13 protein-coding genes are annotated in these 12,835 nt (G+C 71.9%); 5 read left to right on the top strand and 8 right to left on the bottom strand.

Translation table 11 applies throughout. From position 1 onward, the window contains the following. Positions 1 to 116 precede the first annotated feature (116 nt). Entirely contained in the window at positions 117 to 1,307 is a 1,191-nt protein-coding gene (locus tag AC1DUE_RS12935) for a cytochrome ubiquinol oxidase subunit I (protein WP_477039834.1), read from the top strand. Then, the gene (locus tag AC1DUE_RS12930; protein WP_477039833.1) at positions 1,304 to 2,242 is read left to right on the top strand and encodes a cytochrome d ubiquinol oxidase subunit II; all 939 of its coding nucleotides are present in this window, start codon (positions 1,304 to 1,306) and stop codon (positions 2,240 to 2,242) included. The genes AC1DUE_RS12935 and AC1DUE_RS12930 overlap by 4 nt, the downstream gene beginning before the upstream one ends. A 40-nt stretch (positions 2,243 to 2,282) precedes the next feature. On the opposite strand, the gene AC1DUE_RS12925 is transcribed toward AC1DUE_RS12930, so the two are convergent. Then, entirely contained in the window at positions 2,283 to 2,471 is a 189-nt protein-coding gene (locus AC1DUE_RS12925) for a hypothetical protein (RefSeq protein ID WP_477039938.1), read from the bottom strand. On the opposite strand from AC1DUE_RS12925, the gene AC1DUE_RS12920 reads away from it, so the two are divergent. After that, a complete protein-coding gene (locus AC1DUE_RS12920) occupies positions 2,383 to 2,727 on the top strand; it encodes a four-helix bundle copper-binding protein (RefSeq protein WP_477039931.1) in 345 nt (114 codons plus the stop codon). The genes AC1DUE_RS12925 and AC1DUE_RS12920 overlap by 89 nt on opposite strands. A gap of 27 nt (positions 2,728 to 2,754) precedes the next feature. On the opposite strand, the gene AC1DUE_RS12915 is transcribed toward AC1DUE_RS12920, so the two are convergent. From AC1DUE_RS12915 to rsmI, 3 genes are all read right to left on the bottom strand, one after another. Beyond that, on the bottom strand, positions 2,755 to 3,030 hold the full coding sequence (locus AC1DUE_RS12915) for a nuclease (RefSeq protein WP_477039832.1): 276 nt from the start codon (positions 3,028 to 3,030) through the stop codon (positions 2,755 to 2,757). A gap of 344 nt (positions 3,031 to 3,374) precedes the next feature. After that, positions 3,375 to 5,141: an ABC transporter ATP-binding protein gene (locus AC1DUE_RS12910; RefSeq protein WP_477039831.1), complete on the bottom strand. Its 1,767-nt coding sequence runs from the start codon at positions 5,139 to 5,141 to the stop codon at positions 3,375 to 3,377. A 45-nt stretch (positions 5,142 to 5,186) separates the two neighbouring features. Continuing rightward, positions 5,187 to 6,038: a 16S rRNA (cytidine(1402)-2'-O)-methyltransferase gene (rsmI, locus tag AC1DUE_RS12905; protein ID WP_477039830.1), complete on the bottom strand. Its 852-nt coding sequence runs from the start codon at positions 6,036 to 6,038 to the stop codon at positions 5,187 to 5,189. Between the two features lie 49 nt (positions 6,039 to 6,087). On the opposite strand from rsmI, the gene AC1DUE_RS12900 reads away from it, so the two are divergent. Continuing rightward, complete coding sequence (locus AC1DUE_RS12900; RefSeq protein WP_477039829.1) at positions 6,088 to 7,860, top strand: dolichyl-phosphate-mannose--protein mannosyltransferase; 1,773 nt, start codon at positions 6,088 to 6,090, stop codon at positions 7,858 to 7,860. 10 nt (positions 7,861 to 7,870) lie between these two features. On the opposite strand, the gene AC1DUE_RS12895 is transcribed toward AC1DUE_RS12900, so the two are convergent. Together AC1DUE_RS12895 and AC1DUE_RS12890 are read right to left on the bottom strand one after the other, a co-directional pair. Then, a complete protein-coding gene (locus AC1DUE_RS12895; RefSeq protein WP_477039828.1) occupies positions 7,871 to 9,331 on the bottom strand; it encodes a beta-N-acetylhexosaminidase in 1,461 nt (486 codons plus the stop codon). A 48-nt stretch (positions 9,332 to 9,379) separates the two neighbouring features. Further along, positions 9,380 to 10,321: a bile acid:sodium symporter family protein gene (locus AC1DUE_RS12890; protein ID WP_477039827.1), complete on the bottom strand. Its 942-nt coding sequence runs from the start codon at positions 10,319 to 10,321 to the stop codon at positions 9,380 to 9,382. Between the two features lie 106 nt (positions 10,322 to 10,427). On the opposite strand from AC1DUE_RS12890, the gene AC1DUE_RS12885 reads away from it, so the two are divergent. After that, positions 10,428 to 10,700: a GlsB/YeaQ/YmgE family stress response membrane protein gene (locus AC1DUE_RS12885; RefSeq protein ID WP_477039826.1), complete on the top strand. Its 273-nt coding sequence runs from the start codon at positions 10,428 to 10,430 to the stop codon at positions 10,698 to 10,700. Positions 10,701 to 10,874: 174 nt separating this feature from the next. Here AC1DUE_RS12885 and AC1DUE_RS12880 read toward each other — a convergent pair whose 3' ends face one another. Next, positions 10,875 to 11,795: an ABC transporter permease gene (locus AC1DUE_RS12880; RefSeq protein WP_477039825.1), complete on the bottom strand. Its 921-nt coding sequence runs from the start codon at positions 11,793 to 11,795 to the stop codon at positions 10,875 to 10,877. Beyond that, the gene (locus AC1DUE_RS12875) at positions 11,792 to 12,697 is read right to left on the bottom strand and encodes an ABC transporter ATP-binding protein (protein ID WP_477039824.1); all 906 of its coding nucleotides are present in this window, start codon (positions 12,695 to 12,697) and stop codon (positions 11,792 to 11,794) included. The genes AC1DUE_RS12880 and AC1DUE_RS12875 overlap by 4 nt, the downstream gene beginning before the upstream one ends. Positions 12,698 to 12,835: the final 138 nt, after the last annotated feature.

The following is a 12,835-nucleotide window of genomic DNA, read 5'->3' as shown; positions in this document are numbered from 1 at the left end:
CGCGCGACGCACTCCGGGAGACCCCTGAGCCCGACCTCAGGGACGGTCCCGGTGTTTCCCTGATCTTCCCCTGGAAGGGGGTTCCGACCGACGTTCGCGGCCCTAGCGTCGGCCGGGTGACCACCGTCGACGCCTCCCGCGTGCAGTTCGCGCTGCTGGCCGGCATCCACTTCCTGTTCGTGCTCGTGACCCTCGGCCTGGGACCCGTCGTGGCGGTGTTCCAGACCCGCTGGGCCCTCACCGGCTCGATGGTGATGGAGCGCGCGACGCGGTTCTGGGGGCAGCTGTACCTCGTCAACTACGCGCTCGGGATCGTCGCCGGCATCCTGCTCGAGCTGCAGTTCGGCCTGCACTTCCCCGGTCTGCTCGACGTCGCCGGCGAGGTGTTCGGGGCGCCGCTCGCGGTCGAGACGACGGTCGCGTTCTTCCTCGAGTCCACCCTGCTCGGGCTGTGGATCTTCGGCTGGCACCAGCTGAACCGGGGCGTGCACACGCTCGTGTTCTGGCTCGTCGTGCTGACCGGGTACGCGTCCGCGTTCGCGGTCATGGTGGCCAACGGGTTCCTGCGGCACCCGGTCGGCTACGAGCTGGTCGACGGGGTCGCGCGGATCACGTCGACGAGCGAGCTCGTGCTCAACCCCGCGGCCGTGCTCTCGCTCGGGCACGTCGTCGGCGCGTGCCTGGTGGCCGGCGCGTTCGTCGTCATCGGCGTCAGCGCGTGGCACCTGCGCCGGCAGACGGGTCACGACGAGCTCTTCCAGCGCTCTCTGCGCACCGGGGTGGTCGTGGGCGCGGTCGGTGCGCTGCTCGCGGTCGGGTTCGGGTTCTCGCAGTTCAGCTACCTCGGCGACGCCACCAGCACGAACCCCGTCGTCGGCGTCGCGCTCGGCTTCATGATCCTCGGCGGGTTCGCCCTGTTCCTCGGAGCGATCCCGATGCTCCTGCTGCTGCCCGCACTGTTCCGGCTCCCGCGGGGCGTGCAGGACACGATCTACGGGTTCCTCACGCTCGTGATCCCGGTGCCATTCGTCATCGCCGTGCTGGGCTGGCTCGCGCGGGAGATCGGGCGGCAGCCGTGGGTGGTCGTCGGCGTGCTCCGGACAGCGGACGCCGCCTCGGCCCACACGTCCACGACCGTGCTCGTCTCCCTCGGTGTGCTCGTGGGACTCGTCGCGGCGCTCGCCGTCGTCGACTGGGCCGTGCTCGCGCGGCTGGCCCGGCGCGGTCCGCAGGAGCCGACGCTCGGCGCGCCGCCCCTCGCCGCGCGAGAACCCGACGAGCTGACGTTCGCGGAGGCCACCCGATGACTGCGCTCTGGTTCGTCCTGCTCACCGGCGCGTTCGTCGGGTGGGCGGTCCTCGACGGTGCCAACCAGGGGCTCGGCGCCACGCTCCGCACGGTCGGCGTCACCCCCGGTGAGCGCCGCACCGTGCTCACGGCGCTGGGTCCGTTCCTGCTGTCCGGCGAGGTGTGGCTGATCGCCGGGGTCGGCATCCTGCTGGCGGGGTTCGCGCAGCTCGAGGCCGACCTCTGGTTCGTCGCGTACCCGCTGGTGATCGCGCTGCTCGTCTCGTGGGTCCTGCGCGACGCGGGCGTGTGGCTGCGCAGCCGCCGGCCGTCGGCGTCGTGGCGGACGTGGTGGGAACGCGTGGTCGTCGTCGCCTCCGTGAGCCTGGCCGCCTCGGCGGGCGCCCTCGTCGGTGCCGCCCTGGCGTGGCTCCCGGGCCTCGACCTCGCCTCGCGCATCCTCGTGCCCGTGCTCGGCGCCGCCACGGCGGTCGCCCTGACGCGCGTGCTCGGCACCGTCTTCGTCGCCACCCGGACCACGGGCGCCCTGCACGAGCGCGCGCTCGCCACGGCCGTGCGCGCCCTGCCCCGGGCCGCGACGCTGCTGGCGCTGAGCGCGATCGGCTACGGCGTCCTGGTCCCCGCCGAGTCGGTCGTGTGCGCGGTCGTCCCCCCGCTGCTGATCGTCGGCGCGGCCGCGAGCCTGCTGGTCGCGCGCCGGCTCCTGGCCGGCGGACGCGTCGCCGGCGCCCGGCTGGCCGTGGTCGTCGCGGGCGCCCTGCCGGTCGTCGGCGCGGCGACCGGGCTCTACCCCGCGCTCGCCGAGGGCGCGGGGGCCACGCCGGGGCTCGCCCTCGTCCTGGCGGCGTGCGTGCCCGTGCTGCTCGCCGCGCAGTGGTGGGTGTGGTCGACGTTCCGGCACCCTGTCGGTCCGCGGGATGCGGTCTTCTTCTAGATCGGCGCAGGCTCGCGGCGTACCGTCGATCGGACCAGGGTCAGCGGTCGACGAGAGCGGGGCGAGCAGCGATGAGCATGATGGCGGACATGATGAAGTCCATGTCGATGCCGGGGACGGCGGGCATGTCGGGCATGGACATGCCGATGATGCAGGACTGCGTGGAGGCGTGCTCCGCGGCGGCGATGGCGGCCACGATGTGCGCCGACGCGGACGGCGGCGAGGGCATGGGCCGATGTGCGTCCATGTGTATGAACACCGCGGACGTCGCGACCACGATGATGCGCATGATGATGCGCCCGGCCGGCTACGACATGGGCGTCATGACGTCGATGATGACCGCGTGCATGGCCATGGGCGAGGCGTGCGCGGCCGAGTGCGACATGCACGCCGGCACGTCCGAGCACTGCCGCATCTGCGCGTCCGCGTGCCGGGCGATGGTCGCGGCGTGCTCGTCGGCGATGTCCTCGATGCAGACGGCCTGACGTCCTGGGTGCGGCGAGCCTGACCGGCTAGCGCGCGACCCCGGCGTCCCGGCCGGTCAGGGTGCGCGCGGAGTACCACGCGCCCCCGATCGCGACGAGCTCCGCGACGGGGTGCACCGCCACGGGCTCGCCCGGGGCCGGTGCCGCGCGCGTGGTCAGGACGGTGACCTGGCCGTCGAGCAGGGCGACGGTCAGCATGTCCTCGTCGCGGGACAGCGCGATGCCGTCGCGCCAGGCGCTCGGCGAGGCGTTCGCGACAGCCTCCTGGATCGGGAGGACGTCGATACGGGTGCGGTCGAGCATGTCGGCTCCATCGGGTCGTTCTGCGAATCGTGTCGGGTCCGCTCCGGCCTGCCCGAGGTCGTCGACCAGGGGTGCACGGTGGCGGGGCTGCGCCGCGAGGCGGCGGGACGGTCCTGCGACCCACGGGAACGACACGTGGGGAGCTCGCTAGAGCGGGCAGGACCAGGACGACTGGGTCGTCAGAGACACATTCGACAGAGACACTCGTGCGTCGACGCGACGTCGACGGAACCCGCGGCACGCGGGGTCACTGGCACGGGTGTGGCGATGGACATGACACGAGTGTGCGGAGCCGTCCACATGCTGTCAAGGCATCTCGCATGTCGGACGATGCGTGACCAGACCTAACCCGGGACGCTCGTCAGCCGGTCCAGCTCCGCGTAGGCGCCACCGGCCGCGACGAGCTCGTCGTGCGACCCGATCTCCACCAGCCGGCCGGCCCGCATGAACGCGATGCGGTCGGCGCCGCGGATCGTGGACAGCCGGTGGGCGACGACGAACGTGGTGCGGCCGGTCATGAGCCGCCCGAGCGCCTCCTGCACCAGCCGTTCCGACGAGGTGTCGAGGGCGGACGTCGCCTCGTCGAGCACGAGGATGCGCGGGTCGCGGACCAGCGCGCGGGCGATCGCCAGGCGCTGGCGCTGGCCGCCCGAGAGGCGCGCACCCCGCTCGCCGATCACCGCGTCGAGGCCGCCCATGTGCTCGACGAACTCCAGCGCGTTCGCGTCGCGCAGGGCGTCGCGGACGGCCTCGTCGGTCAGGTCCGGGCTGCCGTAGGTGACGTTGTCGCGGACGGTCCCCTCGAACAGCAGCGACTCCTGCGGGACGACGGCCAGCGAGCGGCGGTACGAGCGCAGGTCGAGCTCGGTCATCGGCCGGCCGTCGAGCAGGATCCGGCCGGCGCTCGGGGTCAGGAAGCCGATCACCATGTTCAGCACGGTCGACTTGCCCGAGCCCGACGGGCCGACCAGCGCGATCGTCTCCCCGGCGCGGACGTGCAGGGACAGGTCGTCGACGGCGACCTCGTCCGGGGCGTCGTCGTACACGTACCGGACGCCCTCGAAGTCGACGTCGCCGCGCACGTGCTCGACCGTCGCCTTGCCCGCGTTGCGCTCGAGGTCGGGCTCGGTGAGCACCTCGGACATCGACCGCACCGACTCGAGGCCCTTGGTGATGATCGGCGCGAGGCTCATGAGCGCGGTGACCGACCCGGTCAGCGCCACGAAGTAGCTGCTCAGCATGGTCACGTCGCCCGCGGACATGCCCCACATCCCCGACCACGCCACCCACGCCGCACCGATCAGGCACGCGACCGAGAGCAGCTGCATGGCGGTCCAGGACATCGCGCCGAACCGACCGTTGGTCACGTCCAGACGGATGCCCGCGGCGCGCACGTCCCCGAGGGTCGCGTCCATGCGGTCCAGCTCGTCGCGCTCCAGGGCGTGCGCGCGCGTGATGGGGATGAGGTGGGTCATCTCGCTGACGCGTGCGGACATCCGCTCCACCTGGGCACGGAAGTCCGCGTTGCGGGACGTCATCCGGCGGCGCATCGAGACGACGAGCGCGGCGGAGGCCGGCACGGCGAGCGCGAACACCGGGAGGAACTCGGGGACGCGGAACGCGGTGATGACCAGCGCACCCGCGAGCGTGGTGATCGCGGCCATCCCGGAGTCGAACGTCTGGCGGCTGCTCTCCACGACGTTCTCCACGTCGCGCACGATCTTGGCCTGCAGCACGCCGGCGCTCATGCGGCGGTGGTAGCCGATGGACAGCTCCTGCAGGCGCCGGGACAGCGCCATGCGCAGGTTCGTCTCGACGGTGCGCACGGCGATCGAGAGCTGCCGGTTGTAGACGTTGGCCAGCGGGAGGTTCTGCGCGACGACGAGCGCCATGAGCACCGCGGCGACCCAGAGCTGGCGCAGGGGCTGGTGCTGGACGACGACGTCGATGACGTTGGCCGTCAGCGCGGGGATCACCCAGATCGGCGAGTGCTTGGCCGCGAACGCGAGCCCCGCGACGACCATGCGCCGCCGCTGCGGCCGGAAGAGGTGGCCGAGCGTACGGAGCGGGTGGGCGCCGTCGTACGACTCTTCGAGGAGGGGCTGGGTCACCCGCCTATCGTAACGATTCGAGGCGCCTTACTTCGACGGGTTAACTTAGCGGCCCTTGGCGGCGAGGGCTGCCGCGTAGAGGTCCCGCTTCGGGACACCCGCGGCCGCGGCGACCTCGGCGACCGCGTCCTTGAGACGCTCCCCCGCGTCGGCCCGCGACAGGACCTCGGCGACGAGGTCGACGGTGGACAGCTCGACGGCGCCGGACGCACCGCCGACCACCACCACGATCTCGCCGCGCACCTGGTCCGCGGCCGCCCAGGCGACGAGATCGGCCAGCGGCCCTCGTCGGATCTCCTCGTAGGTCTTGGTCAGCTCGCGGCAGACGGCGGCCGACCGGTCACCGCCGAAGGCGGCCGCCATGGCCGCGAGGGTGTCGTCGAGCCGGTGCGGGGCCTCGAAGAAGATCATCGTGCGGCGCTCGTCGGCGAGGAGCTCGAAGGCCCGCGCCCGCTCGCCCGGCTTGCGCGGCGGGAAGCCCTCGAAGCAGAACCGGTCGGTCGGCAGCCCGGACAGCGCGAGGGCGGTGAGCACGGCGCTCGGGCCGGGTGCCGCCGTGACGGGCAGACCCGCGGCGACCGCGGCGGTGACCACGCGGAAGCCCGGGTCGGACACCGCGGGCATCCCGGCGTCGGTCACGACGACGACCGTGCCGCCGCCCGCGACGACGGCGAGCAGCTCCGCGGACGACGTCGCCTCGTTGTGCTCGTGGTGGCTCACCACCCGCCCACCGATCACGACGCCCATCCGCGCGGCGAGGGCGCGCAGCCGACGCGTGTCCTCGGCGGCGACGACGTCGGCCTGCTCGAGCAGGCGGCGCAGGTGCGCCGACGCGTCCTCGACGTTGCCGATCGGGGTCGCCGCGAGCACGAGCCGGCCGGGGGCTGGGGCATCCACGCGGTCAGCCTGCCACCTGATCTGCCCAGCCACAGACGCCGCCCCTACGATGACCGTCGTGCCGCCCACCGAAGACGACGCCGCGACGCCGTCACCCGACGCCACCCTCGCCTCGCCGCAGGCCGTCGCGCCCTCGTCGCCGGACGACGCCTCCCGCGACGAGAGCTCCGCTCCCACCGCGGTCGCCACGCTCGACGGACCGCAGGAGACCGACCTCGAGCCGGCGGAGCGCGAGGACAACCGGCCGCGCCTGCTGCGGCTGCTGCTCGGCACGGACACCCTCACGATCGACGACGCCCCTCGCGCGCGCCTCATGGGCTGGCTCTGGCCGCTCGCGGTGACGCTGCTGGCGGGCCTGCTGCGCTTCTGGGACCTCGGCCGCCCGCACCGGCTCGTGTTCGACGAGACCTACTACGTCAAGGACGCCTGGTCGCTGCTGGTCAACGGCTACGAGGCCAACTGGGCGGACAACCCGAACCCGGCGTTCGAGTCGGGCGACCTGAGCGGGCTCGGGACCACCGGCGAGTACGTGGTGCACCCGCAGATCGGCAAGTGGCTCATCGCGCTGGGCATCCACTTCGGCGGCGGGATCGACAGCTCGACGGCATGGCGGCTCTCGGCGGCGATCTGCGGGACGCTCGCGGTGCTGATGACCGCGCGGATCGGGCGGCGGATCTTCGCCTCGACCGCGCTCGGCACCGTGGCGGGCCTCCTGCTCGCCGTCGACGGCCAGGCGATCGTGCTCTCGCGGGTCTCCCTGCTCGACCCGTTCCTCATGTTCTTCATGCTCGCCGCGTTCGGGGCGCTGCTGCTGGACCGCGACCAGGCCCGACGGCGGCTGGCGGAACGCACGTCGGTCCTGCTCGACGCGGGTCGGGACATCGGCTGGGGGCCCGGCCTGGGCGTGCGCTGGTGGCGGCTCGCGGCGGCCGTGCTGCTCGGGCTGGGGCTCGGGACCAAGTGGTCGGCGATGTACTTCCTGGCAGTCTTCGGGCTGCTCAGCGTGGCGTGGGACGTCACGGCGCGGCGTACGGCGGGCGTCCGGCAGTGGGTCTGGGCGGGGATCGTCAAGGACGGGCTGATCGCCGGGGTGTCGATGGTCTTCATCGCGCTCGCCGTCTACGTGTCCAGCTGGTTCACCTGGTTCACGCACGCGGAGTCCTACGGCCGGCAGTGGGCGCAGCAGAACCCGGGCCAGGGCGTGCAGTGGCTGCCGCCGGCGCTGCGGTCGTTCTGGAAGTACCACCAGGACATGTGGGCGTTCCACAACGGCCTCGAGACCCCGCACTCCTACGCCGCGAACCCCCTCGGCTGGATCGTGCAGTGGCGGCCGACGTCGATGTTCTACCCGACCGAGGTGTCCGGCCTGACCGGCCAGCAGGCCCAGGACGCGTGCGGGGCGTCGGCGTGCTCGCAGGCGATCACCGCGCTCGGCAACCCGATCCTGTGGTGGTGCGCGACCGCCGCGATCCTCGTCACGGTCGTCTGGCTGATCCGCTACCGCGACTGGCGGGCCGGCGCGGTCCTGGCCGGCATCGTCGCGGGCTGGCTGCCGTGGTTCGCCTACGAGCACCGCACGATCTTCACGTTCTACGCGATCGTCTTCACGCCCTGGATCGCCCTGACGCTCACGTACGTGATGGGCCTAGTGGTCGGGCCGAAGGACCTGGAACCCGTCGGCCGACGACGGGCGATCATCGGCTGCGGGATCCTCGTCGGGCTGATCGTCCTCGTCGGGCTGTTCTTCTACCCGATCTGGTCCGCGTGGATCGTGCCGTACAGGTTCTGGCACGTCCACATGTGGCTGCGGACCTGGATCTGAGGCCTGCCGCCTACCAGTCGACCTGCGGGCTGCGGTACCAGGACAGCCCGAGCCGGTCCCAGAACGGGCCCTGGCCGGCGACCCGTCCGCGGAAGTCCTCCCAGTCGCGCTGCTCGGGGTCCGTCCAGGCGACCTCGGCGATCGCGGCGAGGCGCGGCAGCAGCATCGACGTCACGGCCGGCAGGTCGCGCAGGGTCTCGGTCCACAACGCCGCCTCGACGCCGATGACGGACTCCTGCGGGACACCGGGGATGAGCGTCGACGGCTCCCAGTCGTAGGCGTCGCGAAGCTCGATGTGCCCGGCCCACTCCAGTCCCAGGACCGTGTCCGCGTCGTACTTCATGTCGAGGTACGCCTTGGAGCCCGGCGACATGAGCAGGAGCGCGCCGGCCTGCGCGGCCGCGACGAACGGCTCGGGGTCGACGCGGGTGTCCCAGTACTGCACGACCGTGCCCGGCTCGAGCGGTGTGTGGGCGATCTCCTGCCAGCCGACGACCTTCTTGCCGGCTGCGCGGACGGCGTCGGACGCGGCGGCCACGAGGGTCGCGTACTCCTCGGGCTCCATGGTCAGCACCTCGTCGCCGCCGATGTGCAGGTACTCGCCGGGGGTCATCGCGGCGACGTCGGCGAAGACCTCCCGCAGGAAGTCCCCCGTGGCGGGCAGGTCCGCGTAGAGCCGGCTGAAGCCCACCTCGATGCCGGTGTAGGCATCGGTCGGCTCACCGGTCGGCGTGAGGTTGCCGTAGGCGTGCGTGGCCGCGTTGACGTGCCCCGGGACGTCGACCTCGGGGACCACCCGCACGCCGCGAACCGACGCGAACGCGACGATCTCCGCGTAGTCGTCGGCCGAGTAGTACCCGCCCGGGTCGCCGTTGACCGACGTGCTGCTGGACAGCCGGGTCAGCTGCGGACGCGACCGGACCTGCAGGCGCCAGCCCTGGTCGTCCGTGAGGTGCAGGTGCAGGACGTTGAGCTTGTAGTGGGCCATCAGCCCGATGATGACCTTGAGGTCACGCTTGGCGACGAAGTGCCGGGCGACGTCCAGCGACAGCCCGCGCCACTGGTAGCGCGGCGCGTCCTCGATGATCACCGGAGGGACCCGCAGAGAGCCGTCCGGGGCGGTCGTGAGCAGCTGGCGCAGCGTGACGATGGCGCGGACCAGACCGGCCGGCGACCTGGCCTCGAGCTCCACGCGCCCCGCGCTGGACACCAGCCTGTACGACTCGTCGCCCTCCGCGTCCTGGGCCGTCAGCCGCAGCCGCACCACGTCCGGGGCGTCCGTCTCGGCGTACCGGATCTCGATCGACCGACCGGTGACACGCCCGAGCAGGTCGGCGGCGAGCACCGCGATCCCGATGAGGTCGGGTCGGCCGTTGACCACGACGGTCGTCGACTCGGAGATCACGAAGGGGTCGCCTTCGGTCGTCTCGAGGCGCGCGGGCTTCGGGATGATGGCGGGCACGGCGGGCACGAGGCTCCTGAGGTTGTCCTGGGCGACGGGGGGATCGCCGGGGAAACGCTACTGGACACGGGCGGCAAGCCGCCGGGCGAGAACCGCGCACGTCGCGAGCTGCAGCTGGTGGAAGACGATCACCGGCAGCGTCACGCCCGCCGCGACGACCGGGCTGAACAGCACGGCGGCCATCGGCAGGCCGGTGGCCAGGCTCTTCTTCGAGCCGACCATCAGCAGGGCGATGCGGTCGCGCCACGGGAGGTCGCGTCCACCGACCCACGTGATCGTCAGCATCGCCGCCAGGAGGGCCGCGCKCGTCGCGACGMGCGCGGCGAGCGCCCCTGGGGTGACGTGCTCCCAGGCACCGTCGTTGGTGGCCTCGCTCACCGCGACGTACGCGACCAGGGCGATGGTCGCCCGGTCCGTCGTGCGCGTGAAGCCGACGTGCGCCCGCAGCCACCCACCGAGCCACGGCTGCGCCAGCTGGCCGAGCACGAACGGGAGGAGCAGCTGGACGACGATGGCCGTCGGGTCGGTGGAACTCCCCTCGCTGGTGAGGAGCACTCCGACCAGCACCGGGGTGAGCACGATGCCGACCAGGTTGGAGATCGTCGCGCCCGTGATCGCCCCCGCCACGTTGCCCCGCGCGATCGACGTGAACACCACGGACGACTGGACCGTCGACGGCAGGAGACTCAGGAACAGCAGACCGCGCTTGGTGTCGGTGTCCAGCCCCGGCACCAGCTGGACCAGCAGCCCCAGGATCGGGAAGGCCAGGTAGGTCGCCGCGAGCATCCGGCCCTGGAGCCTCGTGTTGCGCAGGCCGTCCCAGACCTCGCGCGTCGCCATGCGGGCGCCGTAGAGGAAGAAGAGGAGCACGATCGCGGCCGTCCGAGCGCCCGCCACCGCATCGGCCGCGTCGCCCGTGGCCGGCACGACGAGGCCCAGGACCAGCGCCACCAGGACCACGATGACCTGCAGATCCAGCCATCCGCGCACCCGGGTCACGCGGGCAAGTCTGCCGTCTCGTCGCCTCTCAGCGAGCGGGCGGGGGCGTCTGCCCCTATCTTCGCTAGTTGTCGTGGGGGGCCCGTCTTCGAACAGGAGTTGGACCATGACTCAGAACGGCATCATCAGCGCCATCCTCATCGGTGCGATCGTCGGCATCCTCGGCCGGTTGCTGGTCCGCGGCAAGCAGCGGATCTCCTGGCTCGTGACGATCATCGTCGGCATCGTGGCAGCACTCGTCGGCACGTGGCTGGCGAGCCTGATCGGCGTCCGGGACACCGGCGGCGTCGACTGGATCGAGCTCGCGCTGCAGGTGGGCCTCGCCGCCGTGTTCGTCGCGGCCGTGTCGTCGCGTCGGCGTCGGCGGTCGATCCTCTAGGGGTTCGTGGTTCGGCGTTCCGACGAGGGCGCAGTCGCGGGATCGTCGCGGCTGCGCCCTCGTTTCGGTGTCTCTTTGTTCCCTTGCTTGACTCGCCTGCCCCGCTTGTCCACAACTCTGTCCTGGCAGCGGGCGAGATCGCGACGTGTCGCTTCCGGCGGTCGCGGTTCGTTGCTACCGGATGCGGCGGCCGATGCGCCAGGCGGCCAGCGCTGAGAACACGACGAAGACGGCCACCAGGACGACGACCGCGATCGTCGTCGTGATCTCGGTGCCGCCGACTGAGGCGGTGATCCCGAAGTAGGCCTCGACGTCGGCCGCCGATCCAGGCACGGGGTCCGTGAGGACCGCCAGCGGTCGGTCGGTGAAGGGCCCACGGACGAGCATGGCCGCTTGGGCGAACGGCAGGGCGTTCATGACGTTCACGGCACCGGCGGGCAGGTCGCCGATCGGGATGTACGCGCCGGCCAGGAAGCCGATGAGCGTCCCGACGATCGTGCTCAACGCGGCGAACGCCCCGTTGGTCCGCACGAAGGTCACGGCGAAGGCCGACAACGCCGAGAACGCGCCGGCGGAGAGCAGGATGATCCCGAGGCACCGCACGAACTCGCCCGCCGTCATCGCCGAGCCGTAGCGCGCGAACGTGTACGCCTGCGAGACCACCAGGAAGAACGTCGTCATCGTGAAGGCGATCACGACCGTCGCACCCATGTAGCCGAGGATCAGGCTGGACCGGCGGACCGGCGAGACCAGGAAGTCCTTGAAGCGTCCCGACTCCCCGTCCTCGACGAACACGCTCATCGCGGCGAGCCCCGTGGTCAGCGACGTGATCATCGTGATGCCGGCGAAGACCCAGGCGTCGACGAAGCCCCGGATGTCGCCGACGTCGGCCGCGGGGAACTGCTCCTTCATCGTGTCCACCTGCAGCCCGCCCAGGAAGAACGTGTAGAGCGCGAGCAGGATGAGCGGCGAGAGCATCGAGAAGAACACCGCGGCGCGGTCGCGCACGAAGAGCATCAGGTTCCGACGAGCGACCACGAGGGCCACGGGCAGCACACCCACAGGTCGTGGTGCGGCGACGACGACGGTGCTCACGCGTCGACCGTCCGTGACGTCAGCGCGAGGAAGACGTCGTCCATGGTGCCGTGCCGGAACTCGAAGTCGAGGATGTCGGCGTCGTGCCGCTGCAGGAGCTCGCGAGCCGTGACGCTCGAGTCCACCTCGATCGCCAGGACCCCGTTGACCTCGGTGAACGTCAGACCGCGCGCGGCGCAGGTCGCGCGGATGGGCACCGGATCCCGTGGGGTGACCGTGAGGACGCTGCTGCTGTAGCGCTCGCGCAGCGAGCCGGGCGTCCCTTGCTCGACGATCCGGCCGGCGTCGATGATGCAGACCTGGTCGGCCTCCTCGGTCTCGTGCATGTAGTGCGTCGTCAGGAAGACGGTCAGCCCCGCGTCGCGCCGCAGCGCGTGCACGGTCTCCCAGACCTGCTCGCGGTTGGCGGGGTCGAGGCCGGCCGTCGGCTCGTCGAGGAAGAGCACCGACGGTCCGTGCGTGAGCGCGCGAGCGATGTCGGCACGCCGCTTCTGCCCGCCGGACAGGGTGCCGTAGCGCTGGTCGAGGATGCCGTCGATCCCGATGAGGGGCGCGACCTCCCCGAGCCGCCGGCGTCGGGTCGCGCGGTCGAGACCGTAGAACGCCGCGCGCACGTCCAGGTTCTCGCGGACCGTCAGGATCGGGTCGAGCAGCGACTGCTGGAACACCACGCCGACGAGCCTGCGCACCTCGTCGTCCTGGGTCCCGACCGCGTGGCCGCCCACCTCGATCTCGCCGGCGTCCGGCGCGAGCACCGTGGTGACGCAGCTGATCGTGGTGCTCTTGCCGGCTCCGTTGGTGCCCAGGAACGCGAAGATCGACCCGGCTGCGACCTCGAACGAGACGTCGTCGACCGCCCGGGTCGCGCCATAGGACTTGGACAGGTTCCGAACGCGGATCACTGAGCCCCCTCGGTTCGCACGCAACGCTAGCCGGAACCGGGCGCCTGAAGCGCCCCCTGAGCCCGAATTCCTGGGGCCGGGCGCTGCGTGGAGGCTGAGTCGATCGAGGGACGACGAGGAGCCGCGGACGGGGTGGGA

The sequence above is a fragment of the Cellulomonas sp. P4_A2 genome (assembly GCF_056402515.1).
This window is presented reverse-complemented; position numbering and strand designations above follow the sequence as displayed.